The 24,411-nt window shown below is 72.5% G+C and carries 22 protein-coding genes; 10 read left to right on the top strand and 12 right to left on the bottom strand.

Annotated features, from left to right (window positions below; genetic code table 11):
- The first annotated feature begins 155 nt into the window (after positions 1–155).
- From NH339_RS01945 to NH339_RS01925, 5 genes are read left to right on the top strand one after another with little or no spacing between them, the layout of a single operon-like run.
- A complete protein-coding gene (locus NH339_RS01945) occupies positions 156–1,418 on the top strand; it encodes an ABC transporter permease (protein ID WP_253021945.1) in 1,263 nt (420 codons plus the stop codon).
- Positions 1,418–1,894: a cytidine deaminase gene (locus tag NH339_RS01940; protein ID WP_308207017.1), complete on the top strand. Its 477-nt coding sequence runs from the start codon at positions 1,418–1,420 to the stop codon at positions 1,892–1,894. The genes NH339_RS01945 and NH339_RS01940 overlap by 1 nt, the downstream gene beginning before the upstream one ends.
- The gene (locus tag NH339_RS01935) at positions 1,891–3,108 is read left to right on the top strand and encodes a cytochrome P450 (RefSeq protein WP_253021943.1); all 1,218 of its coding nucleotides are present in this window, start codon (positions 1,891–1,893) and stop codon (positions 3,106–3,108) included. The genes NH339_RS01940 and NH339_RS01935 overlap by 4 nt, the downstream gene beginning before the upstream one ends.
- Positions 3,105–4,394: a thymidine phosphorylase gene (locus NH339_RS01930; RefSeq protein WP_253021940.1), complete on the top strand. Its 1,290-nt coding sequence runs from the start codon at positions 3,105–3,107 to the stop codon at positions 4,392–4,394. Before NH339_RS01935 ends, NH339_RS01930 begins: the two co-directional genes overlap by 4 nt.
- Positions 4,395–4,415: 21 nt before the next feature.
- Complete coding sequence (locus tag NH339_RS01925; RefSeq protein WP_253021938.1) at positions 4,416–4,877, top strand: MaoC family dehydratase; 462 nt, start codon at positions 4,416–4,418, stop codon at positions 4,875–4,877.
- Positions 4,878–5,148: 271 nt separating this feature from the next.
- Here NH339_RS01925 and NH339_RS01920 read toward each other — a convergent pair whose 3' ends face one another.
- The 9 genes from NH339_RS01920 to NH339_RS01880 all read right to left on the bottom strand — a co-directional run bounded on the left by NH339_RS01920 (position 5,149) and on the right by NH339_RS01880 (position 14,524).
- The gene (locus NH339_RS01920; RefSeq protein ID WP_253021936.1) at positions 5,149–6,036 is read right to left on the bottom strand and encodes an aldehyde dehydrogenase family protein; all 888 of its coding nucleotides are present in this window, start codon (positions 6,034–6,036) and stop codon (positions 5,149–5,151) included.
- The gene (locus NH339_RS01915) at positions 6,036–7,484 is read right to left on the bottom strand and encodes an aldehyde dehydrogenase family protein (RefSeq protein WP_253021934.1); all 1,449 of its coding nucleotides are present in this window, start codon (positions 7,482–7,484) and stop codon (positions 6,036–6,038) included. Before NH339_RS01915 ends, NH339_RS01920 begins: the two co-directional genes overlap by 1 nt.
- Positions 7,485–7,517: 33 nt before the next feature.
- Positions 7,518–8,516: a deoxyribose-phosphate aldolase gene (deoC, locus tag NH339_RS01910; protein WP_253021932.1), complete on the bottom strand. Its 999-nt coding sequence runs from the start codon at positions 8,514–8,516 to the stop codon at positions 7,518–7,520.
- Positions 8,517–8,630: 114 nt separating this feature from the next.
- The gene (locus tag NH339_RS01905) at positions 8,631–9,617 is read right to left on the bottom strand and encodes a substrate-binding domain-containing protein (RefSeq protein WP_253021930.1); all 987 of its coding nucleotides are present in this window, start codon (positions 9,615–9,617) and stop codon (positions 8,631–8,633) included.
- The gene (locus tag NH339_RS01900) at positions 9,614–10,645 is read right to left on the bottom strand and encodes an ABC transporter permease (protein WP_253021928.1); all 1,032 of its coding nucleotides are present in this window, start codon (positions 10,643–10,645) and stop codon (positions 9,614–9,616) included. Before NH339_RS01900 ends, NH339_RS01905 begins: the two co-directional genes overlap by 4 nt.
- Positions 10,642–12,132 (bottom strand): sugar ABC transporter ATP-binding protein, encoded by a 1,491-nt coding sequence (locus NH339_RS01895; protein ID WP_253021926.1) that lies wholly within the window; start codon positions 12,130–12,132, stop codon positions 10,642–10,644. Before NH339_RS01895 ends, NH339_RS01900 begins: the two co-directional genes overlap by 4 nt.
- A 7-nt stretch (positions 12,133–12,139) precedes the next feature.
- Positions 12,140–12,544: a D-ribose pyranase gene (gene rbsD / locus NH339_RS01890; protein WP_253021923.1), complete on the bottom strand. Its 405-nt coding sequence runs from the start codon at positions 12,542–12,544 to the stop codon at positions 12,140–12,142.
- Between the two features lie 7 nt (positions 12,545–12,551).
- Entirely contained in the window at positions 12,552–13,517 is a 966-nt protein-coding gene (locus tag NH339_RS01885) for a ribokinase (protein WP_253021921.1), read from the bottom strand.
- Positions 13,514–14,524, bottom strand: coding sequence for a LacI family DNA-binding transcriptional regulator (locus NH339_RS01880; RefSeq protein ID WP_253021919.1), 1,011 nt, complete (start codon positions 14,522–14,524; stop codon positions 13,514–13,516). Before NH339_RS01880 ends, NH339_RS01885 begins: the two co-directional genes overlap by 4 nt.
- Before the next feature lie 175 nt (positions 14,525–14,699).
- Between NH339_RS01880 and NH339_RS01875 the strand changes: the two genes are divergently transcribed.
- Positions 14,700–15,779: an adenosine deaminase gene (locus tag NH339_RS01875; RefSeq protein ID WP_253021917.1), complete on the top strand. Its 1,080-nt coding sequence runs from the start codon at positions 14,700–14,702 to the stop codon at positions 15,777–15,779.
- On the opposite strand, the gene NH339_RS01870 is transcribed toward NH339_RS01875, so the two are convergent.
- The gene (locus NH339_RS01870; protein WP_253021915.1) at positions 15,776–16,417 is read right to left on the bottom strand and encodes an ATP-binding protein; all 642 of its coding nucleotides are present in this window, start codon (positions 16,415–16,417) and stop codon (positions 15,776–15,778) included. The genes NH339_RS01875 and NH339_RS01870 overlap by 4 nt on opposite strands.
- A 177-nt stretch (positions 16,418–16,594) precedes the next feature.
- Between NH339_RS01870 and NH339_RS01865 the strand changes: the two genes are divergently transcribed.
- Entirely contained in the window at positions 16,595–18,847 is a 2,253-nt protein-coding gene (locus NH339_RS01865) for a 5'-nucleotidase C-terminal domain-containing protein (RefSeq protein WP_253021913.1), read from the top strand.
- Entirely contained in the window at positions 18,847–21,609 is a 2,763-nt protein-coding gene (locus tag NH339_RS01860) for an ExeM/NucH family extracellular endonuclease (protein ID WP_253021911.1), read from the top strand. Before NH339_RS01865 ends, NH339_RS01860 begins: the two co-directional genes overlap by 1 nt.
- A gap of 58 nt (positions 21,610–21,667) precedes the next feature.
- Here the strand turns inward: NH339_RS01860 and NH339_RS01855 are convergent, their stop codons facing one another.
- A complete protein-coding gene (locus NH339_RS01855) occupies positions 21,668–22,573 on the bottom strand; it encodes an alpha/beta fold hydrolase (RefSeq protein WP_253021909.1) in 906 nt (301 codons plus the stop codon).
- 105 nt (positions 22,574–22,678) lie between these two features.
- Here NH339_RS01855 and NH339_RS01850 point away from each other — a divergent pair, with 105 nt between their 5' ends.
- Positions 22,679–23,056, top strand: a complete 378-nt coding sequence (locus tag NH339_RS01850) for a helix-turn-helix domain-containing protein (protein WP_253021907.1) — start codon at positions 22,679–22,681, stop codon at positions 23,054–23,056.
- On the opposite strand, the gene NH339_RS18735 is transcribed toward NH339_RS01850, so the two are convergent.
- Positions 23,022–23,960 (bottom strand): GNAT family N-acetyltransferase, encoded by a 939-nt coding sequence (locus NH339_RS18735; RefSeq protein ID WP_253021905.1) that lies wholly within the window; start codon positions 23,958–23,960, stop codon positions 23,022–23,024. The two genes, NH339_RS01850 and NH339_RS18735, sit on opposite strands and share 35 nt — an antisense overlap.
- Positions 23,961–24,074: 114 nt before the next feature.
- Between NH339_RS18735 and fdxA the strand changes: the two genes are divergently transcribed.
- Complete coding sequence (fdxA, locus tag NH339_RS01840) at positions 24,075–24,398, top strand: ferredoxin (protein WP_067855044.1); 324 nt, start codon at positions 24,075–24,077, stop codon at positions 24,396–24,398.
- Positions 24,399–24,411: the final 13 nt, after the last annotated feature.

The raw sequence follows: 24,411 nt of genomic DNA, 5'->3' as shown, positions 1-24,411 counted from the left end.
CGAGCGCCAGCGAGTGATCCACGAACACCTCAGCGCGGCACCTCCGTACCGTGCTCTTCCCACGGAGGTGCGGCGATGAGCGAGCGCCAGCGAGTGATCCACGAACACCTCATCGCGGCACCTCCGTACCGTGCTCTTCCCACGGAGGTGCGGCGATGAGCGTGGCCACCCCTCCCGTCGGCGGCACGCCGACCGCCCCCGCGGGCCGCTCCCGCGTCTCGTTCGCCAAGGTGCTGCTCGGCCTGGCCGGGCTGCTCGTCCTCCTGGCGGTCCTGCGCGTCGTCACCGGCGCCGACGACCTCGCGTCGTCGGGCACCCTGCGCGCGACGCTGGTCGCCGCCGTGCCCATCGGCCTGGCCGGTCTGGGCGGCCTCTGGGCCGAGCGCGCGGGCGTCGTCAACATCGGCCTCGAGGGCATGATGATCCTCGGCACGTTCGGTGCCGGCTACTTCGGCTACTTCTACGGACCGTGGCAGGGCGTGCTCGGCGCGATCCTGTTGGGTGCCGCGGGCGGCCTGCTGCACGCGATCGCGACCGTCCTCTTCGGCGTCGACCACATCGTCTCCGGCGTCGCGATCAACATCATCTCCCTCGGCGCCGTCCAGTACCTGGCCGTGCTGGCGTTCACGGGCGTCCCCGGAGGTGGGCAGACGCAGTCGCCGCGGGTCGACGACCTGCCGGCGATCACGATCAGCGCGCTCGCCGACCCGCTCGGCGACCTGGAGGCGAGGAACTGGTTCCTCGTCTCCGACGCGGCCGCGCTCCTGCGTGCGCTCGTCTCGAACCTCAGCGTCCTGACGCTGATCTCGCTGGCCCTGTTCGCGCTCACCTGGTACGTCCTGTGGCGCACCCGGTTCGGCCTGCGCCTGCGGTCGGTCGGTGAGAGCCCGGCGGCCGCCGAGTCGCTCGGCATCGACGTGATCCGCTACAAGTTCGTCGCCGTCGTCACGTCCGGCGCCTTCGCCGGCCTCGCCGGCGGGTTCCTGGCGCTGGTCGCGGCCAACGGGTTCCGCGACGGGCAGACCGGCGGGCGAGGCTACATCGGCCTGGCCGCCATGATCTTCGGCAACTGGCGTCCGGGCGGGCTGCTGGCCGGTGCCGGCCTGTTCGGCTACACCGACACGCTGCGCCTGCGTGGCGGTGGCGACACGATCCACGGCCTGCTGCTGCTCGTGGCCGTCGGGCTCGTCGCCCTCGCGATCTGGCAGTGGCGTCAGCACGGCCGCCGCTCGGCGCTCGTCGCCGCGCTGCTGGGCGTCGTCGTCGCGCTCTGGTACTTCCTCACCAGCTCGGTGCCGGAGGACCTCACCGGCATGACGCCCTACCTGACCACGCTGCTGGTGCTCGCGCTGTTCTCGCAGCGCCTGCGGATGCCGGCCGCGGACGGCAAGCCGTACCGGAAGGGGAGTGCGGGCTAGTGGCCGGCTCGTTCGGACTCGGCATCAGCACCGCCGACGACCCCGTCGACTGGGACGCGCTCACCCGGTACGCCACCGAGGTGATGCAGCGCGCCTACGCGCCGTACTCGCAGTACAAGGTCGGCGTGGCGGGGCTGGTCGACGACGGTCGCGTCGTGCTCGGCTGCAACGTCGAGAACGCGGCGTACGGCGTCGCGCTCTGCGCTGAGTGCGGCATGGTCTCGGCCCTGCACGCCACCGGCGGCGGACGTCTGCGTGCCGTCGCGTGCGTCGACGGCGAGGGCCGTCCGCTCATGCCGTGCGGCCGGTGCCGGCAGCTCCTCTGGGAGAACGGCGGGCCGACCATGGAGCTGCTCACCGCCCGTGGCGTCGTCACGATGGACCAGGTGCTGCCGGACGCCTTCGACAGCAGCGACCTCGACGCCGCCGCCGACACCACTGGTCCCGCCGCACCCGACCAGGAGAACCCCGCGTGAGCGCAGCGCTCGACCTGCCCGCACCCGACCTGACCGACCCGGCGCTCCTCGACGATCCGTACCCGCTGCTGGCGCAGTGGCGGGCCGCCGGGCCGATGCTGCGCAGCGGCGAGGGACGCTGGGTGGCCACCACCCACGCCGCCGTCAGCGCCGTGCTGCGCAACCGCGCCCTCGGTCGGCTGTGGACCGACTGGGAGCCGGCGGAGCAGATGGAGCCGTTCAACACGTTGCACCGCAACCAGCTCATGGAGAACGAGCCGCCGGAGCACACGCGCATGCGACGGCTGCTGGCCGGTGCCTTCGCGCGCGGCCACGTCGAGCGGATGGCGCCGCGCATCGAGACCCTCGCCGACGCCATGCTCGACGACCTCGAGCCCGACCTGCGGGCGGGTCGTCCCGTCGACCTGCTCGCCCGCTACGCCGAGCCGATGCCGGTGTTCGTCATCGCCGACCTGCTCGGCGTGCCGCGCGAGGACCACGTCCGTCTGCGCGACTGGTCGCAGGCCATCGTGCACATGTACGAGCAGGGCGTCGGCGACGACGTCCGAGCGGCAGCGGTGCAGGCGAGCGACGAGTTCGCGGCGTACGTGCGCGACGTGGTCGCGCTGCGGCGGACGGAGCCGGGGGAGGACCTCGTCAGCGACCTGATCGCCGAGCGCGAGGAGGGCTCCGGCGCCGCGGCCCGGGGCTTCAGCGACGACGAGCTCGTGGCCACCGTCGTGCTGCTGCTCAACGCAGGCCACGAGGCGTCGGTGAACGTCTTCGGCAACGGCATGCACGCCCTCCTCACGCACCCGGACCAGCAGGCCCGGGTGACGAGCGGCGAGGTCAGCGCGGCCACCGCGCTCGAGGAGCTCATCCGCTTCGACGCGCCGCTGCAGATGTTCGAGCGCACGGCGACGAAGGACGTCGACGTCGCCGGCGTCACCGTGCGCGCGGGCGAGACCGTCGCCTGCCTGATGGGCTCGGCCAACCGCGACCCCGCAGCGTTCGATGCGGCCGACACCTTCGACGTCGGCCGCGACCCGAACCCGCACGTCGGCTTCGGCATGGGCCTGCACTTCTGCCTGGGCGCACCGCTCGCCCGCGTGGAGCTCGAGATCACCGTGCGCCGGCTGCTCGACCGCTTCCCGACCATCGCGCTGCACGGCGCCGCCCCGCGCCGCCCCACCTGGGTGCTGCGCGGCTACGAGTCCCTCGAGGTGACCCTGTGACCACGCACGAACCCTTCGACGCGCCCGCGGTGATCGCCGCCAAGCGCGACCGCCACCGGCTCACCGACGCCCAGATCGACTGGGTCGTCGACGCCTACACGCGCGGCGTCGTCGCGCCGGAGCAGATGTCGGCGCTCGCCATGGCGATCCTGCTCAACGGGATGGACCGCGACGAGATCTCCCGCTGGACCGGCGCGATGATCGCGAGCGGCGAGCGGATGGACTTCTCCTCCCTCAGCCGCCCCACGGCCGACAAGCACTCGACGGGCGGCGTCGGCGACAAGATCACGCTGCCCCTCGCACCCCTGGTCGCGGCCTGCGGCGTCGCCGTCCCGCAGCTGTCGGGCCGCGGGCTCGGGCACACGGGCGGGACGCTCGACAAGCTCGAGTCGATCCCCGGCTGGCGTGCGGCGCTCAGCAACGAGGAGATGCTGGCCCAGCTCGACGACGTCGGTGCCGTCATCTGCGCGGCCGGCTCGGGTCTCGCGCCGGCCGACAAGAAGCTCTACGCCCTGCGCGACGTCACCGGCACCGTGGAGGCGATCCCGCTCATCGCCAGCTCGATCATGAGCAAGAAGATCGCCGAGGGCACGGGTGCGCTCGTGCTCGACGTCAAGGTCGGGTCGGGTGCGTTCATGAAGGACGAGCCGCGCGCCCGCGAGCTGGCCGAGACCATGGTCGCGCTGGGTACCGACGCGGGCGTCACGACCGTCGCGCTGCTGACCGACATGTCGACCCCCCTCGGCCTGACCGCCGGCAACGCCCTGGAGGTGCGCGAGTCGGTCGAGGTGCTCGCCGGCGGGGGACCGTCGGACGTCGTCGACCTGACGCTGGCGCTCGCCCGCGAGATGCTCGCCGCAGCCGGTCGGGGCGACGTCGACCCCGCCGACGCGCTGGCCGACGGTCGCGCGATGGACGCCTGGCGGCGGATGATCACCGCGCAGGACGGCGACCCGGACGCACCGCTGCCGACCGCCCGCGAGACGCACGTCGTGACGGCACAGGCCGACGGCGTGCTCACGTCGCTGGACGCCTTCGCCGTCGGCATCGCCGCCTGGCGCCTCGGCGCCGGCCGGTCGCGCCCCGGTGAGGACGTGCAGGCGGGCGCAGGCGTCGAGCTGCACGCGAAGCCGGGCGACGAGGTGCGCGCCGGCGCACCGCTGATGACGCTGCACACCGACACGCCGGAGCGCTTCGAGCGCGCGCTGGAGGCCCTCGACGGTGCCGCCGGGATCGGCTCGGGTCCGTTCGTCCCGCGCGACGTCGTGCTGGGTCGTGTCGAGTGACGATGGCCTAGGGTCGAGGGCATGCGTGTGCTGAACGACCGGCAGGAGGTCGCCGAGTCGGTGGGGACCGAGCTCGGGGTGAGCGAGTGGGTGCAGGTGTCCCAGGAGCGGATCGACCTCTTCGCCGACGCGACCGGTGACCGCCAGTGGATCCACGTCGACCCCGAGCGCGCGGCGGAGGGACCCTTCGGCGCGACCATCGCCCACGGCTACCTCACCCTGTCGATGCTCCCGTTCCTCGGCGCCCAGGTGTACGCCTTCGCGGGCGACGTGGCACGGGTCAACTACGGGCTCAACAAGGTGCGGTTCATGACCCCGGTGACCGTCGGCTCGAAGATCCGCAACCGCGTGAGCGTCGTCGACGTGCACGACACCGACCGCGGCCAGCAGGTCACCCTCCGCCACCAGATCGAGATCAAGGGTCAGGACAAGCCCGCCTGCGTCGCCGAGACCGTCACCGTCCTCATCGCCGCCGGCGCCTGACGATCTGCGGTTTACCACGGGACCGTGGTGAACGTCGTCCTCCCGAGGAAAACTTTCCCCGGGAGGACGACGTTCTCCTTGGGAAGTGTGGGTCGTGGTTCAGGCGGCACTGCGACTGCCGCCCGGCCGGGGGTCTGAGCTCCTCGGTCGCGTCGAGGCTGCAGTGCGTCGCGGACGGCAGGAACTTCCCGGTGCAGACATCGTCCTCCCCAGGCAACCTTGCCTCGGGAGGACGACGTTTACCACGGGACCGTGGTAAACCGCTGGACGGTCAGTAGGCGGAGCCGCTGGCGAGGGAGATTCCGCCGACGGGGTGCCAGACGGTCTTGGTCTCGAGGAAGGCGCGGAGGCGGGCGGTGCCGGGGGCGGCGGTGAAGTCGGGCTCGCGGCGGGGGGAGTGGACACGCTTCACCGTGTCGGCGGCCGCGCGCTCCAGGGCGACGCGCTGGTCGGCGGGGACGCCGGTGAGGTCGAGGCCGTTGACGTCGCCGTGGCTGGCGAGCCACGGCATGATCTCGGCCTGGTCGCCGGTGAGCAGGTTGACGACGCCCGCGGGCACGTCGCTCGTCGCCAGCACCTCCGCGAACGTCACCGCGACCGTCGGGTCGGCCTGCGACGCGACGACGACCGCCGTGTTGCCACCGGCCAGCACCGGCAGCACGGCGCTCACCAGGGGCAGCAGGGGCGACGCCGACGACGCGGCCACCGCGACGACGCCCGTCGGCTCCGGGGCGGAGTAGCTGAAGTAGGGGCCCGACACCGCGTTCGCGCCGCCGAAGACGGCCGAGAGCTTGTCGGTCCAGCCCGCGTAGTGCACGACCCGATCGACCGCGGCATCGACCTCGGCGCGCGCCTCGGCGACCTTCACGCCACGGCTCTGCACGACGAGCTCGACGACGTCGGCCCGCCGGGCCTCGAGCATCTCGGCCACGCGGTACAGCACCTGCCCACGGTTGTAGGGGGTCGCCCCGGCCCACGTCGCCAGACCCGACCGGGCGGCGACGACGGCGTTGCGGGCGTCCTTGCGGGAGGCGAGCGCGGCGTTGGCCATGAGCGAACCCTTCGTGTCGTGCACCTGGTAGGTACGACCGGACTCCGAGCGCGGGAAGGCGCCGCCGAGGTAGAGCTTGTAGGTCTTCGCGACCGTCAGACGTGCCATCAGAGTGCTCCCTCGTCGTCGGTGTCGAGGTAGGCGGCCATGCCGGCCGTCCCGCCCTCGCGGCCGAAGCCGGACTCGCCGTAGCCGCCGAAGGAGGCGGTCGGGTCGAACTTGTTGAACGTGTTGTCCCAGACGACGCCGGCCTTCAGGCCTGCGGCCATGCCCATGGCGCGCGAGCCCTTCTCGGTCCAGACGCCCGCCGACAGGCCGTAGGGCGTGTTGTTGGCCTTCGCGAGCGCCTCTTCGGGCGTCCGGAAGGTCAGGGTGGTGAGCACCGGGCCGAAGATCTCCTCGCGGGCCACCCGCATCGAGGCGGTGGCGTCGGTGAAGAGCGTGGGGGCGACGAACCAGCCGCGGTCCGGCAGGGTGCAGCTGCTCGTCCAGACGCCGGCTCCCTCCTCGGCCCCGACCTCGACGAGCCCCGTGATCTTGTCGTACTGCATCTGGGAGTTCACGGCGCCGACGTCGGTGTTCTTGTCGAGCGGCTCGCCGACGCGCAGCGTCTCTACGCGCCGCTTCAGCCTCTCGAGGAACTCCTCGGCGATCGACTCCTGCACGAGCAGGCGGGAGCCGGCGCAGCACACCTGGCCCTGGTTGAAGAAGATGCCCGACACGATGCCCTCGACGGCCTGGTCGATCGCCGCATCGGCGAACACGATGTTCGCGCCCTTGCCGCCGAGCTCGAGGGTCAGCTTCTTGCCGGTGCCGGCGAGCTCGGACTGGATCCGCTTGCCCACGGGCGTGGAGCCGGTGAACGCGACCTTGTCGACGCCCGCGTGGTTGACGATCGCGGAGCCGACGTCGCCGGCCCCGGGGAGGATGTTGACGACGCCGGGCGGCAGGTCGGCGTCGGCGAGGATCTCGGCGAGGATCAACGCCGTGACCGGCGTGGTCTCCGCGGGCTTGAGCACGACGGTGTTGCCGGCGGCCAGCGCGGGGGCGATCTTCCAGGCGGCCATGAGCAGCGGGAAGTTCCACGGGATGACCTGTCCGGCCACGCCGAGCGGGCGCGGTGCGGGACCCAGGCCGAGGTGGCCGAGCTTGTCGGCCCAGCCGGCGTGGTGGAAGAAGTGCTGCGCCGCGGTGGGCACGTCGAAGTCGCGGGTCTCGCGGATCGGCTTGCCGTTGTCGAGGGTCTCGGCGACGGCCAGCTCGCGGGAGCGCTCCGCGACCGCGCGGGCGATGCGGAACAGGTACTTGCCGCGCTCCGCGCCGCCCAGGCGCGACCACGGGCCGTCGTAGGCGCGGCGGGCTGCGGCGACCGCACGGTCGACGTCGGCCGCGGACGCGGTGCTGACGGTCGTGAGCGTCTCGCCGGTCGCGGGGTTGACGGAGGTCAGGTCGTCCCCGCCGCCGTCGACGAACGCGCCGTCGAGGAACAGCTGGTAGCGGGGCTTGATCGCGGCGATCGCCGCCGACTCCAGGGCCGGTGCGTAGGTGAGGTCCATGGGTGGGTCCTTCGGTGGTGTCGGTCGACGGGGTCAGTCGACGCTGACGTAGCGGGGGCCGCTGTAGTGGCCCTGGGTCTGGGTGCGGCGCTGCAGCAGCAGGTCGTTGACGACGCCCGAGGCGCCGAAGCGGAACCAGTGCGGGTCGAGCCACTGCGGCCCGGCGACCTCGTGCACGGCGACGAGGTAGGCGATGGCGTCCTTCGTGGTGCGGATGCCGCCGGCGGGCTTCACCGCACGCTGCACGCCGGTGAGGTCGAAGAGGTCGCGCACGGCCTGCAGCATCACGTGGGTGACGGGCAGCGTGGCGGCCGGCGCGATCTTGCCGGTGGAGGTCTTGATGAAGTCGCCGCCGGCCAGCAGCGCGAGCCACGACGCGCGGCGCACGTGGTCGTAGGTGGCGAGCTCGCCGGTCTCGAGGATCACCTTGAGCCGGGCGTCCCCGCAGGCCGCCTTCACGGCCTCGACCTGTCCGAACACGGTGGCGTAGTCGCCGGCGAGGAACGCGCCGCGGTCGATCACCATGTCGACCTCGTCGGCCCCGGCCTCGACGGCGAGGCGCGTGTCGGCGAGCTTGACCTCGAGCGAGGAGCGACCCGCGGGGAACGCGGTGGCCACCGACGCGACCTTGACGCCCGTGCCGGCCACGGCCTCGGCAGCGACGGCCACCATGTCGGGGTAGACGCAGACGGCTGCGGTCGAGGGCGTCCCCGGTACCTCACGGTCGGGCTGCACGGCCTTGCGGCAGAGGTTGCGCACCTTGCCGGGGGTGTCGGCGCCCTCGAGCGTCGTCAGGTCGACCATCGAGATGGCGAGGTCGATGAGGGCACGCTTGGTGTCCTTCTTGATCGAGCGGGTCGCGAGCTGGGCCGCGCGGGCCTCGACGCCGACGGGGTCGACGGCGGGCAGCCCCTCGAGGAAGACGCGGAGCGAGGCGTTGTCGGTGCCGCCGAGGCCCACGGCGGCAGGCAGCTCGGCAGCGTCGGCTGCGGCGTCGGCAACAGGGGCGGCGACGGGGGACGACGGAGTCATGGATGTCCTTCGGACGGTGGAGCGGGTGGAACGGTGGGTCGTGGTGCTGCCGGAGCAGCAGGGCGGCGAGGCCGCGTCGGTGCCGACGCGGACCCGCCGCCCCGGGTCAGCCGGTCAGCTGATGCCCTTGCAGGTGTCGGTGTCGCCCTCGTCGGTGAGGAACTCACAGAAGTCTGCCACCTGGTCCTTGGTGACGAGTCGGCCCTGCAGGACGGTGTTCTTCTCGACCTTCTCGCCGTCGGCGACCTTCAAGCTGATGCCGAGCACCTCCTTGCCGAGCACGAACGGCGACTCGGCGTGCGTGGAGTACATCGTGCCCGCCTCGATCGCCTTCAGGGCGTCGCCGATGCCGTCGTTGCCGACGACCTTGACCTGGCCCGCGAGGTTGCGGGCCTTGAGCGCCGCGACGACGCCGAGCGCCATCTCGTCGTTCGCGGCGTAGACGCCGTCGATGTCGCTGTTGCCCTGCAGGACGTTGGTCATGACGTCGAGCGCCTTGCCGCGGTCGAAGTCGGCGGCCTGCTGGGCGACGACCTCGATGTCCGGGTAGGCCTTGATGCCCTCGTTGAAGCCCTTGCTGCGGTCCTGGGCGACGTTCGTGCCGAGGATGCCCTGGATCTCGACGACCTTGCCCTTCTCGCCGATCGACTCGGCGAGCGACTTCGCGGCCTCCTTGCCGGCCTGGACGGCGTCGTAGCCGATGAAGCTGGCCAGCTCGCCGCTGTCGGGCGCGCGGTCGAAGGCGACGACGGGGACGTCGGCCTTGTTCGCGGCCTCGGTCATCGTGCCACCGGACTCACTGCCGACGGGGTCGATGATGAGGACCGAGGGCTTCTTGGTCAGGGCGGTCGTCGTCGCGTTCAGAGCCGTCTGGTCGCTGTTGTTCGCGTTCTGCACGTCGAGGTCGACGCCGGAGTCCTGCGCGGCCTCCTTGGCGCCGTCGACGACGGAGACGAAGAACGGGTTGTTGAGGGTGCTGATGACGAGGGTGGCCTTGACGTCCTTCTCGCCGCCGGCGTCGCCGCCGCGTCCGCAGGCGCCGAGCGTCGTGGTCATCGCCAGGGCCGCGGTGAGGGCGGCCGTCTTCTTCCAGGTGTTCACGGGGTTCCTCCAGTGGTGGTGGGTGAGGCGGTGTCCGCGTCGGCGCCCGAGCCAGGCCGTCGAGGACGGACCAGGCGCGTCAGCGCCCGGACACGATCGGAGTTGCGATCCAGGAAGATCGCCACGAGGATCACGAGACCCTTGACGACGCCCTGCAGGAACGGGGAGACGTCGAGCAGGTTGAGGCCGTTGTCGATCACGCCGAGCAGCAGCGCGCCGATGAGGGTGCCGGCGAGGGCGCCGCGACCGCCCGCGAGGCTGGTGCCACCGATGATGACCGCGGCGATGGCGGCGAGCTCCAGCCCGGTGCCGGCTGTGGGCTGGGCGGTGCCGAGACGCGCGGCCAGGATGAACCCGGCGGTCGAGGCGAGCAGTCCGCTGATGACGAACGCGAGGATCTTCACGCGGTGGACCTCGATGCCGGCGAGGCGGGCGGCGTCCTCGTTGTCGCCGACGGCGTACACGTGGCGGCCGTAGCGCGACCGGGCCAGGACGAGCCCGAAGACGATGAACGCCGCGAGCATGATCCACACCGGGTTCGGCACGCCCAGCGGGCTCGCCTGACCGATCGCCAGGAACGTGTCGTCCTCGATCGAGACCGGGTTGCCCTGGCTCAGCTGCAGCGTCAGGCCGGAGAGCACCGACATCATCGCCAGGGTCGCGATGAACGACGGCATGCGCAGCTTCGTCACCAGCAGGCCGTTGACGAGTCCGGCGAGCGCGCCGACGCCCCACCCCGCCAGCAGGCCGACCACGAGCGGCTGGTCCTGCAGGGTGAAGGCGGTGACGATGCCCGAGATGCCCAGGATCGCGCCGACCGACAGGTCGATCTCGGCGAGGATGATGACGTAGGTCTGCCCGGCCGCCAGGAGCGCCGTGACCGACGCGGCCAGCAGGACGTTCAGCAGGTTGTCCCCGGTGAGGAACAGCGGCGTCGCGATGAACAGCACGAGGCCGACGAAGAGCAGCATCCACACCGCTCGAAGCTCACGGTTCAGGGACGTCAGGCCGGTGATGATCGGCTTCATGCGGCACTCTCCAATGCGTGCTCGAGCAGCTTCTGCTCGGTGAGGTCGTCGTCGGTGAGCTCGGCCACGACGTGGCCCTGGCGCATCACCAGGAGCCGGTCGGACATGGCGACCAGCTCGGGGAGGTCGGAGGAGACGATCACGACGGCGACGCCCGCGGCGGCCTGCTCGTTGATGATCCGGTAGATCTCGGCCTTGGCGCCGACGTCGACGCCGCGGGTCGGCTCCTCCATCATCAGCACCTTGGGGCGGGTCAGGACCCAGCCGCCGAAGAGCGCCTTCTGCTGGTTGCCGCCGGACAGGCTGCCGACGGGTGCGGACGGCGACGCCGTGCGGATCGCGAGCTGGTCGATGATCCGTGACGTCTCGGCCCGCTCCCGCCCACGGTGCACGTACGGTCCCGAGCTGTAGCGCGAGAGGCTGGCCATCGAGATGTTGTCCGAGACCGACTGCTGCAGGCAGAGCCCTTCGGCCTGCCGGTCCGGCGGCACGTAGCCGATCCCGGCGTCGATGGCCGCCTGCGGTACCGAGGGGCGGTACGTCGTGCCGTCGACGGCCACCGAGGCCGCCGTGGTCGGCACCAGCCCGAACAGGGCGCGCAGGACGCTGCCCTTGCCGCAGCCGAACACGCCGCCGATGCCGACCACCTCGCCGGCGCGGACGTCGAACGAGACGTCGGCGAAGTCCGGTCCGGCCAGACCGCGCACCGAGAGGACGACGTCATCGCGGGTGTGGGTCTCCTTGGGGTAGAAGTCCTCGATGGTGCGTCCGACCATGGCCGTCACCACCTCGCGCTCGTCGAGCTCGGCGGTGGGGCGCTCGAGCGCGACCGAGCCGTTGCGCAGCACGACCACGCGCTGGGAGAGCCGGAAGACCTCCTCCAGCCGGTGGCTGATGTAGACGATCGCGACGCCGGAGGCCCGCAGCCGCTCGATCTGCTCGAACAGCCGCTCGGACTCCTGCTCGTCGAGCGCCGCGGTGGGCTCGTCGAGGATGAGCAGCCGCGCGTCGTGCCCGGCGGTCTTGGCCATCTCGAGCATCTGCATCTGCGCGACCGAGAGCCGGTGGACAGGGGTGGCGGGATCGACGTCGAGCCCGATCAGGTCGAGCAGCTCACGGGCCTTGGCGCGCATGCGGCGCTTGCTGACGAGGACGCGGCCGAACTCGGCCTGCTCGTCGAGCGTGAAGAGGTTCTCGGCGACGGTCAGGTTCGGGAAGATGTTCTGCCTGAACTCCTGGTAGATCACCTGGATGCCGTGGCTCATCGCGTCCTGCGGGCCGGTGAAGGCGACGTCCTGGCCGTCGACCACGATGCTGCCGGCGTCGGGGCGGTACGCGCCGGAGACGATGCGGGTCAGCGTCGACTTGCCCGCGCCGTTCTCGCCGACGAGCGCGAGGACCTCGCCGCCCTCGACCGTCAGGTCGATGCCGCGCAGCACCTCGGTCTCGCCGAAGCTCTTGTGGATGTCGTGCAGCTCGATGCGCATGGCGGCCTCAGTACGCCACGCCGGCGTGCAGCACGACGTTCGCGTACGGGGTGAACTCACCGGAGCGCACGGCCGCCCGCGCGCCGTGGCTGAGCGCCTTCAGCTCCACGTGCGGGACGAGCGTGATCGGCACGTCGAGCGCGGCGAAGCGCCCCTCCAGGGCGGCGAGCATGTCGGGGGAGTGCGTCCGGATCTCCTCGGAGATGGTGGCGCCCTCGACGACCAGCTCGTCGAGCACGGTGTCGAGCACGTCGAGGAACGACGGCAGGCCCGGGCGGACCGCGAGGTCGACGCGCTCGACGCCGAGCGGGATCGGCAGGCCGGCGTCGGTGACGACGACGAGGTCGGTGTGCCCGGTCTCGGAGACGACCCGCGACAGCTGGCCGTTCAGGGTGGCGGTGTTCTTGCGCATGGGTGGTTCAGCTCCCGGTGGTGGCGGTGGGGGTGGAGGTTCCGGCAGCCCGGACGGCGAGGAAGGCGTCGACGTCGGCGCCCGCGGGCAGGCTCGGCGACGCGCCCCGTCGGGTGACGGCCAGCGCGCCGGCGGCCATGGCCCGGGGGAGGGCGGCGTCGAGGGTGAGTCCCGACGCGAGGCCCGCGCCGAGGTAGCCGGCGAACGCGTCGCCCGCCGCGGTCGTGTCGACGGCCTCGACGGCGGAGGCTGCGAAGTGCCGGGCGCCGTCGGCGTCGACGACCACGACACCCTTGGCGGCCAGGGTGACGACCGCGTGGGCGACACCGCGCTCGACGAACCAGCGCCCGGCCTGCTCGGCGGAGGCGACGTCGACCACCGGGATGCCGGTGAGGGTCGTGGCCTCGGTCTCGTTGGGGGTGACGACGTCGAGCTCGGCCCAGACGGCGTCGTCGAGGGGTGCCGCGGGTGCTGGGTCGAGGATCGCGACCATGCCGGCGGCACGCGCTGCGCGGGTCGCCCGGACCATGACGTCCACGGGGGTCTCGAGCTGCGTGAGCAGCACGGACGCGCGGCCCGCTGCGCCGGCCACGCCGGCGTCGACGTCGGCGTGCCCGAGGTGGTCGTTGGCGAGCGGGACCATGACGATGTCGTTCTCGCCCGAGGCGTCCACGCGGATGTGGGCCACGCCGGTGGGGCCGTCGACCGTCCGCACGGAGGTCACGTCGACGCCGTACGAGGCCAGCCCGCCGCGGGTGAGCTCGGCGAAGGCGTCGGTGCCGACGCAGCCGACCATCTGGGTGTCAGCACCCGCGAGCGCGGCCGCGACCGCTTGATTCGCGCCCTTGCCGCCGAGGACGAGGGTGAGGTCGTCGCCCAGGATCGTCTCGCCCGGGCGGGGCAGACGTCGGGAGAAGGTCGTGACGTCGGCCGTGATGCTGCCGATCACCAGGACGCCGGAGGGGGTGGTCATGCGGGACTGCCTTTCGGGACGGGGCCCGTCGACCCGCGGACGAGCAGCTCGACCGGGAGGGTGACGTGGGCGGTAGGGACGTGCTCGTCGGCGTGCAGGCGCTCGACGAGCAGACGGGCCGCAGCAGCGCCCTCCTCGACGTCGGGACGTGACACGACCGTCAGCGGCGGGTCGAGCAGGGTGGCGAGCGGCAGGTCGTCGAAGCCGACGACGGACAGCTCGTCCGGCACCCGCACACCGAGGGCGCCGAGCGCCACGAGCGCGCCGGCCGTCATGAGGTTGTTGGCGACGACGACGGCCGTGGGCCGCTGCGGCAGCCGCCAGAGGTCGGCCATGTGGAGCCGGCCGCTCTCCTCGCGGAAGTCGCCGCGGCGCACGAGGGTCGGGTCGACGTCGATGCCGTGGCCGGCCATGGCGGCGAGGAACGCCTCGTGGCGCATGCGGCCTGGCGTCGAGTCGACGCGACCGCTGATCGTCGCGATCCGCGTGTGGCCGAGCCCGACCAGGTGGTCGACGGCCTGCTGGATGCCGGCGGTGTTGTCGACGAGGACGCGGTCGACGTCGGGGCCCGAGGAGGTCTCGCGGTCGACGAAGACGAGCGGGTGGCCGGCCTGCGCCAGCAGGTCGGGGATCTCGTCGTTCTCCGAGAGCGGCGCCATGATGAGCCCGTCCGTGCGCTGGGCCAGCTCGCGGACGAGGGCCTCCTCCCGCTCGGCGTCCTCGTCGCTGTTGCCGAGGATCACCTGCAGGCCGTGCGGCCGGACCTCCCGCTCGATGCCCTTCACGAGGGCGGCGAAGAAGGGGTTGGAGATGTCGGGGACGATCACGCCGATCGACTGGTGGCGACCCGACTTCAGGCTGCGGGCGACCAGGCTGGGCCGGTACCCGAGCTCCTCGATGGCGCGGCGCACGGCCTCCTCGCTGCGGATGCGCTGGCCGGCGAGGTAGCGCGTCACGGACGCCGTGGACACGCCGGCCGCCTTCGCCACGTCCTGGATGTTCGCCATGCCTGCTGCCCTTCGTGCTGTTCTCGTCGGCACCGCTGACGGCGCCGTCCGTTGAAGTGTTATCGATAACACTGTTATCGATGACAGTGACCGTAGTCACAGGTCGGCCCGGTGTCAAGCGGCGTCACGTGCCCGCCGCGGCAGGGCGCTCCCGCCGGCGTGCCACGATGTGCGCGTGAGCCTGACCGCCGACCAGATCCGCCGCGCCCCGAAGGTGGCGCTCCACGAGCACCTCGACGGCGGCGTCCGCCCGTCGACCGTCGCCGAGATCGCGCAGGAGGTCGGGCACCCGCTTCCCGCCCCGCCGGACCGGCTGGGGATGTGGTTCGCCGACGCCGCCAGCTCCGGCTCGCTGCCGCGCTACCTGGAGACGTTCGAGCACACGGTCGCGGTCATGCAGCGCCCGCAGGACCTCGCCCGCGTGGCCCGTGAGTCGGTGCTCGACCTCGCCGCCGACGGGGTCGTGTACGCCGAGCTGCGCTGGGCGCCCGAGCAGCACCTGCGGGGCGGCCTGACCCTCGCCGAGACGGTCGAGGCCGTGCAGGCGGGCATCGACGAGGGGCGCGCCGAGGCAGCCGCCGAGGGCACGCCGATCGTCGTGGGCCAGCTGCTCACGGCGATGCGCCACGCGCAGCACGGCCTGGAGATCGCCGAGCTCGTCGTCGAGTACCGGGACCGAGGCGTCTGCGGCTTCGACATCGCGGGCGCCGAGGACGGCTTCCCGCCGATCCTGCACCTCGAGGCGTTCGAGTACCTGCGCCGCGAGAACGCGCACTTCACCATCCACGCAGGCGAGGCATTCGGCCTGCCGTCCATCTGGCAGGCCATCCAGCGCTGCGGCGCCGACCGGCTGGGCCACGGCGTCCGGATCATCGACGACATCGACCTCGCGGCCGAGGGCGGGCCCCGACTGGGCCTGCTCGCCGCCTACGTGCGGGACCGGCGCATCCCCCTGGAGATGTGCCCCTCCTCGAACCTCCAGACCTCGGCGGTCCCCGGCATGCGCTCCATCGCGGACCACCCGATCGGCCTGCTCAAGGAGCTCGGGTTCCGCGTGACCATCAACTGCGACAACCGGCTGATGAGCGGCACGTCGATGAGCCGGGAGATGCAGCTGCTCGTCGACGCCTTCGACTACGGCGCCGACGACCTGCGCTGGTTCACGGTCAACGCCATGAAGAGCGCCTTCCTGCCGTTCGACGAGCGCCTCGCGCTGATCGACGACGTCATCAAGCCGCGCTACGCAGCGCTCTAGTCCCCACGTTTCGGAGCGTCATCGCCCTTTCTTCGCGAGAAAAGGGGTGATGACGTTCCGAAACGTGGGGTGGACGAGCGACGCAGCACCCGCCGCGCCTGGCGCGGGGTCATCGGGGTGCAGCCGGCGGCCACCGCCGAGGCGACGACCCGGTCGTCGTCGTTCTTCAGCCGCCAGCCGCGCCGCACCAGCACCCACGGGCTCTTGCGCCCCTCCCGCAGGTCGCGCGCGAGGCGCAGCCCGAACGTGACGAGCCGGTGCCGGCGCAGGCAGATCGCCGCGTCCAGCAGTCCGGCGTCGCGGCACGCGGCCACGACGACCGGCGCGAACAGGCCCTCGGCGATGAACCGGTCGCCGACCTCCAGGTGCTGCGTGCCGGTCCGACGGCTCGCGGCGATGTCGTACACCGGCACGTCGGCCTCGCCGGCGGCGCAGAGCTCCGCGATCGACCCGACCGCGGCCACCGCGTCCCAGGAGCCGGCGTCGTCCCAGTCGGGGATGCCCAGGCTCGAACGAGGCAGGTCGGGGTCGTCGCCGTCGCGGTAGAAGTCGTCGAGGCGCAGCACCGACCACCCCAGCACCTGGGCCAGGTGGGACTTCCCGACGCCCGACGGTCCGGCCACGATGACGACTCCCACGGCGTGCCACCCTACGAGATGCACGCTCTTCCAGGTTCCCGGACTTCACCCATTCGTCACGCGCGGAGCGTTGACGACGCGCACCGGGCCGGGGTGGAATCGAGGTCGATCCAGAGCGGTCCGGGCGTCGTCGCGCCACCGGGGGGCCGACTCGACGACCCGAAGGACCGCTCCCACGTGAAGACACGTCTGCGCCGAGCCGCGCTCGCACCCTCCCTCGTCCTGGCCCTCGGGGCCGGCGTCCTCGCCGCGACCCCCGCCCAGGCCGCGGACGACGTCACCATCAGGCTGCTCGACGTCAACGACTTCCACGGCCGCATCGACGCGAACACCGTCAAGGTGGCCGGCACGATCGAGCAGCTGCGGGCCGAGGCGGGGGAGGCCAACACCCTGTTCCTCTCGGCGGGCGACAACATCGGCGCCTCGCTGTTCGCCTCCTCGGTGCAGCAGGACGAGCCGACCATCGACGTGCTGAACGCCCTGGGCCTGCGCGTCTCGACGATCGGCAACCACGAGCTCGACCGCGGCTTCGCCGACCTCGCCGGGCGCGTGAGCGACCGGGCCGACTTCACCTACCTCGGTGCCAACGTCGTGTCCAAGGCGACCGGCGAGCCGGCGCTCCCGGCGTACGAGACCTTCGAGGTCGGCGGCCTCGACGTCGCCGTCGTCGGCGCCGTCACCGAGGAGACGCCGTCGCTGGTCTCGCCCGCGGGCATCGCCGACCTGGAGTTCACGGACCCGGTCGAGGCGGTCAACCGCACGGTCGACGAGCTCGAGGCGTCGCCCACGCCGCCCGACGTCGTCGTCGCCGCCTACCACGAGGGCGCTGGTGCGGGCACGCCCGACGGCGCCACGCTCGAGCAGGAGGTGGCCGCCGGCGGCGCCTTCGCCGACATCGTCACCAAGACCGACCCGCAGGTCGACGCGATCTTCACGGGCCACACCCACAAGCAGTACGCCTGGCAGGCGCCCGTCCCCGGCGAGGCGGGCAGGACCCGACCGGTGCTGCAGACCGGCAGCTACGGCGAGGCCATCGGCAGCATCGACCTGACGGTCGACGGTGACACCGGTGCCGTCACGAGCACCGCCACCAACGTCAAGCGCACCACCACCGACGACGCGACGCTCGTGAGCCGCTTCCCGCGCGTCGCCCAGGTCAAGACCATCGTCGACGCCGCGCTGGCCAAGGCCAAGCAGGTCGGCGAGCAGCCGGTGGCGCAGGTCAGCGCCGACATCACCACCGCCTACGCGGGCGGCAACCGCGACGACCGGGCGAGCGAGTCGACGCTCGGCAACCTCGTCGCCGACGCCCAGCTGGCCGGCGTCGAGGACACGCCCGCCGGTGCCGACCTCGCGGTCGTCAACCCCGGTGGCCTGCGCAACGAGCTGCTCTTCAAAGGCACCGGCGGCACGAACGCCGACGGCGTCGTCACCTTCGCCGAGGCCAACGCCGTGCTGCCCTTCACCAACAACCTCAGCTCGGTGAGCCTCACGGGCGCCCAGCTGAAGAAGGTCTTCGAGCAGCAGTGGCAGCGCGACGCGGCCGGTGCCGTGCCGTCGCGCCCGTACCTGCAGCTCGGCACCTCGAGCAACGTCGCGTACACGTTCGACCCGACCCGCGCCGAGGGCGACCGGATCACGTCGCTGCGCGTGGACGGCAAGGCCGTCGACCCGGCCGCCACCTACAAGGTCGCCGTGCCGTCGTTCCTCGCGTCCGGCGGCGACAACTTCCGGGCCTTCGCGGAGGGCACGTCGGTCGACACCGGCCTGCTCGACTACGAGGTCTGGATCGACCACCTCAAGGCCGAGAGCCCCGTCGCGCCCGACTTCGCGCGGCACGCGGTGCAGGTCGAGGGCCTGCAGCAGGACTACACCGAGGGCGACGCGCTGGCGGTCACGCTGCCGAAGCTCGACCTGACGTCGCTCGGCAGCCCGGCCAACACCTCCGTCGCCGTGGCGCTCGTGTCCGGTGGCACGCGTCGCGACCTCGGCGAGGTGCCTGTCAGCGGTGGCGTCGCGCGTCTCACGCAGACCCTGCCGAAGGGCGTGACGGGCACGGCCCACCTCGAGGTGAAGGCCAGCCCGAGCGGCACCACGGCCGTGCTGCCCTCGTTCACGATCGCGAAGGCGCTGGTCGACGCGAGGCTCGACGTCGTCACCCTGCCGTTCGTGAAGCAGGGCTCCTTCTCCCTGCTCGTCGCCCGGGTCAGGGGCGCCGAGGGTCGACCCACCGGCACGGTCAGCGTCACGGCGGGCGAGACCCGGCTCGGCTCGGCGCGGCTGTCGCGCGGTGCTGCGGTGCTGCTGCTCGACACCCGTCGCCTCGCGGTCGGCCGCCAGGTGCTCACCACGGCCTACAGCGGCGACGCCACCTACAAGCCGGCGCAGCGCGACACCACCGTGACCGTGCTCGCGAAGCGGGGTCGCTGATGCGCGCCCGACGCAGCACGGCCGCACTCGCGGCCGGCGCCGCGCTCGTCGCGGGCCTGCTCGCCGCGGCTCCCTCGCAGGCCGCGCCCGACGGTGACGACCTCGTCATCGGCGAGGCGTACCTGAACGGCGGGAGCAGCGGCGCGACCTACCTGAACAAGTTCGTCGAGATCCAGAACCCGACGGACCGTCCGATCGACGTGTCCGGCTGGTCCGTGCAGTACCGCTCGTACTCCTCGACCGCCGCGTTCACGGGGGTCGTGCCGCTCGGCGACCACCACGTCGAGCCCGGTGGCACGCTGCTGGTCTCGGGGAACAGCAACGCGGCCAACGGCCAGGCGCTGCCGACTCCCGACGTGACGTCGTCGATCGCGTTCTCGGGCAACGCCAACGGCGGCACGCTCGCACTCGTGCGGTCCACCACCGCGCTCTCGGGCGACCGGGCGACGGTGCTCGCCTCCGACGCGCTCGTCGACCTCGTCGGCTACGGCGCCTCGGCCACCTACGAGGGCACCGGCCCGGCGGCGAGCGGCTACTCGGTGACGTCGTCGCTGCAACGCAGTGCGAGCCGGGACACCGACGACAACGCCGCCGACCTGCGCGGTGGCACGCCCACGCCGCAGGCCTGCGGCACCGCCTGCGACGGGGCGGGCACGCCCGTCGAGCCGCCCGCAGCCGCCACGATCGCCGAGATCCAGGGCACGGGCACCGCCAGCCCGCTCGTGGGACGCTCCGTCACCACGACGGGCGTCGTCACGGCCGCCTACCCGACCGGCGGCTTCGACGGCGTCTACCTGCAGACGGAGGGCACCGGCGGCGACGCCTCCGCGCGCACCGCCTCCGACGGCGTGTTCGTGCACTCCGCCGCCCTCGCGGGCGACGTGCGCGTCGGCGACCACCTGAAGGTCACGGGCACGGTCGAGGAGAGCTTCGGCCTCACCCAGCTCGACGTGGCAGCCGGCGGCTGGACCCGCCTCGACACGGCCGCGCAGGCGGTGAAGCCCACCGAGGTCACGTTCCCGATGGACGACGCCCAGCGCGAGGCGCTCGAGGGCATGCTCGTCGCACCGCAGGGCCGGTTCACCCTGACCGACAACTTCGGGACGAACACGTTCGGCGAGATCGGCCTCGCCTCCGGCGACACCGGTCTGCCGCAGCCCACCGACGTCGCGCGTCCGGGAACCGACGAGTACCGCGCGGTGGTGGCCGAGAACGCCCGTCGTCTGGTCACCGTCGACGACGGCGCGGGCGTGAACTACACGGCCGGTGCGAAGAACACGCCGGTGCCGTGGCTGCGTCCCGACAACGAGGTCCGCACCGGCGCTCCAGTCACCTTCGACGGCGACCCGCTCGTCCTCGACTACCGGTTCAGCAAGTGGCGCCTGCAGCCCACCCAGCAGCTGACGGCGGGCGGCGACGAGCCGATCACGATCGGCAGCACCCGCCAGGCGGCGCCGAAGGACGTGGGCGGCGACGTGAAGATCGCCTCGTTCAACGTGCTCAACTACTTCACGCTGACGGGCGAGGCGTACGAGCGCTCCGGCCTCGGCACGTGCACGTACTACACCGACCGCAACGGCAACCGGGTCACCGTGAACCGCTGCAGCGGCACCGGTCCCCGCGGTGCGGCCGACGACGCGAACCTGCAGCGTCAGCAGGCCAAGATCGTGAACGCGATCGACGGTCTCGGCGCCGACGTCGTGTCGCTCGAGGAGATCGAGAACTCCGCGGCGTTCGGCATGGACCGCGACACCGCGCTGCGCACACTCGTCGCCGCCCTCAACGAGAAGGCCGGCCGCGAGGAGTGGGCGGCCGTGGCCTCGCCGACGCGCGTGCCCGCGCAGGAGGACGTGATCCGCACGGCCTTCATCCACAAGGTCGGCGTGGTCGAGCCGGTCGGGGAGTCGGTCATCGACGACGACCCCGCCTTCGACAACGCGCGCGACCCGCTGGCCCAGGAGTTCCGTCCGGTGGGCGGCAAGGCGGCCGACGACTTCGTCGTGGTGGTGAACCACTTCAAGTCCAAGGGCTCGGGCGACGGCGAGGACGCCGACACCGGTGACGGTCAGGGCGCGTCGAACGCCTCGCGCGTCAAGCAGGCGCAGGCGCTGGTGACCTTCGCCGACGAGCAGAGGCAGGCCGCCGGCACCGACACCGTCTTCCTGACCGGCGACTTCAACAGCTACAGCAAGGAGGATCCGGTCACGGTCCTCGAGGACGCCGGCTACGTCAACGTGCCCGCGCGGTACACCGACAAGACGACCTACCAGTTCGGCGGTCTGCTCGGCTCGCTCGACCACGTCTTCGCCTCGCCGGCCGCGGCCGCCAAGGTCACGGGTGCCGACGTGTGGGACATCAACGCCGACGAGTCGCTGGCCCGCGAGTACAGCCGCTACGACAACAACGTCACGCGCCTGTACGACACCAGCCCGTACCGCGCCAGCGACCACGACCCCGCGGTCGTCGGCTTCACCGCCAAGGCCAAGGAGCCGCAGGTCGGGCCGACGCGCATCGCCGTCACGGGGTACACCGCCCCGCCGCGCGTCACCCTGACCGCCACGGTCACGGGTGGCGACGTGAAGGCGGACGGGGGCCTGCTGGTCGTGCTCGACGGCTGGCGACCCGTGGGTGCCGCGACGGTCCGCGACGGCCAGGCCACGGTGCGGCTCGCCGGTGTCGGCAAGGGTCGGCGCGTGCTGACCCTCGCCTACACCGGCGACCGCCGGCTCCGACCTGCGGTCACGCTCTACCGGACCCGCTGAGCCCGGGGCGAGGATGGCCCGAGCGCGTCCGGCAGCCGCCGGTGTCGTGCTCGGGCCATCACGCGTTCCGCGCGGGCGGTGGTCCTCCTCGGGAGCGGCCGACGGCTCGCCGTGCGGCGGTCGCGACGATCGTGTCGGCCAGCTGCTCGGGTGCGTCGACGGGGACGAGGTGGCCGCTGTCCGGGAGCAGGACCTCCACGAGGTCCGGCGCGACGCGTTCGAGCTGGCGTGCGGGAGCGTCCTGGACGGGCGACGCGCCGACCGCCGTGACCGGCATCGTGAGGGTGCCGCTCTCGGACCACGCCCGGTTCGCCGCGGCGTTGCTCGGCATCGCCCGGTAGTGCTCGAACGCCGCTCGCAGCCGGCCGGGCCCCGTGTACGCGGCCACGAGCGTGTCGGCGAGGTCGTCGGGGACGCCCGTGCGTGACCCGATGCCGAGGAAGAAGCGCACGTAGCGGTCCTCGGCGCCGGCGACGACGTCCTCGGCGAGGCCACCGGGCGCCTGGTGGAAGCCGAACCACCAGGGTCCGCCGCCGCCGGCGACGAACGTCTCGGCGCCGGGCAGACCGCCCACGACCGCCTCGACGACGGTGAGGCTGGAGACGCGGTCGGGACGGCTCGTCGCCAGGGCGAAGGCCACCGCGGCTCCGAGGTCGAGGCCGACCACGTGCGCGGCCGGCAGGCCCAGCGCGTCGAGCAGGGCGGCCTGGTCCGCGGCGAGGGTGGCGGCGTCGTACCCGTCGACGAGGACCTCGCTCGAGCCGAGGCCGCGCAGGTCGGGGGCGACCACCTGGTGGCCCGCTGCGACGAGGAGCGGCGTGACGGTCCTCCAGATGGCGTTCGTGTGGGGGAAGCCGTGGAGCAGCAGGATCGGTGGGCCGCTGCCCGTCGTCGTGACGGCGACCTGGAGGTCGCGCAGCTGCACGACCTCGACCTCGCTGGTCTCGTGAGTGGTGCTGCCCATCGCTCCGCCCTTCGTGGTTACCATCGGTGACCTGATGACGTTAGGAGACCGCTCGCGATGGGACAAGAAGGCACCTCGGGGGAACCTGGTCACCTCCCGGTGACCGTGGACGGCCAGGGGGACCTCTTCGACGCCGGGTGCCCGACCCGGCACCTGCTCGACCGCGTCGGGTCGAAGTGGACCGTGATGGTCGTGCTGCTCCTGGCCGAGGCGGACTCCGTCCGGTTCTCGGCGCTGCGCCGGCAGATGGCGGGGGTCTCGCAGAAGATGCTGTCGCAGACGTTGCGCCAGCTCGGGAGCGACGGCCTGGTGAGCCGACGGGTCGACGGGACCGTGAGCCCGCCGGCGGTGCACTACGCGCTGACGCCGCTGGGCTCGACGCTGGTCCCGGTGCTCGGGGCACTCAAGCAGTGGGCCGAGGACCACATGGGCGAGGTCGACGCGTCGCTCAGGGGACCAGGTAGCGGTACCGGTGGTGCGTGACGAAGCCGTACGGGGCGTAGAGCGCGAGCGCCGCGTGGTTGTCGGGCATGGTCTGCAGGTACACGCGGGTCGCGCCGCGCTCGTGCGCCCACGCGAGGCTGGTCCGCACGACGGCGTCGGCGAGACCGCGTCGGCGGTGCTCCGGGAGCGTCTCGACGGCGGCCACGCCGGCCCACTCGCCGGTCACCACGACCCGTCCGACGGCCGCCGCAGGCACGCCGTCGTCGGCGACCTCGACGAAGCCGACGGTGCGCGGTCCCTCCAGCACCCGTCGCGCGGCCTCCACGTCGTCGACCCGGCCGTAGCGCGACAGCCAGGCGTCCGACGCCCGCGCCGTCACGGTCGCCCGGTGATCGGGCTGCGGGGCGTCGTGCAGGTCGGCCACCTGCACGACGGCACCGCCCAGGTAGTCGGTGCGTGCCGTCCAGCCCGCCGCGAGGAAGCGGCGCTCCCACGCGGAGTCGACGACCACCTGCGCCTGCGGCTCCAGGCCCCGTGACGTGTAGAAGTCGAGCACCACGGCGAGCGCCTCGGCGTCGGGCCGTCCCGGGTCGCCCACGACGGCGACGGAGTTCGCGCGTCCCGTGAACGCCCCGGCGGCGCGCAGCTCCCACCCACCGAGCGACACCGACTCGGGGGCGGGCCACCCGCGCGAGGTGATCCGGACGAGCTCGTCGACGTCGACGTCGAGGGCGCGACGGGTGCGGGCGGGACGGTCCGGGACCACCTTGAGCGCGACGACGCGGTCGGCGGCCACGGACGTCTCGGACCCGTCGCGACGCTGCACGACGAGCCCGGTCGGGTCGGCCGCGACGACGCGACCGACGACGTCGGTGGCGCTCCCGTCGGCGAGCCGGTGCCGCACGGTGACCCGTCGGCCGAGGAGCTCCTGGAGGTCTGCCACGACGCCACCGTCTCATGAGGCATACCTCAGTACGGCGCCCCGTCGAGCAGGCGGGATACTGGGACGGTCCGCCACCGACCAGGGCGGACCAGCGTTGCCGTCGAAGGAGCCGTCGTGACCTACGTGATCGCCCAGCCGTGTGTGGACGTCAAGGACCGCGCGTGCGTGGACGAGTGTCCCGTCGACTGCATCTACGAGGGCAAGCGGATGCTCTACATCCACCCCGACGAGTGCGTCGACTGCGGTGCCTGCGAGCCGGTGTGCCCGGTCGAGGCCATCTTCTACGAGGACGACACCCCGTCGGAGTGGAAGGAGTACTACGACGCGAACGTGAACTTCTTCGACGACCTCGGCTCGCCGGGTGGTGCCGCGAAGATGGGCGTGATCGACAAGGACCACGCCTTCATCGCCGCGCTGCCCCCGCAGAACCAGGAGTGACGACGGGGCCCTC

The organism is Aeromicrobium sp. CnD17-E (assembly GCF_024124745.1).
In the GTDB taxonomy this organism is placed as follows: Bacteria; Actinomycetota; Actinomycetes; order Propionibacteriales; family Nocardioidaceae; genus Aeromicrobium.
The sequence above is the reverse complement of the archived record's forward strand: the minus strand, read 5'-3'. Positions and strand labels throughout refer to the sequence as shown.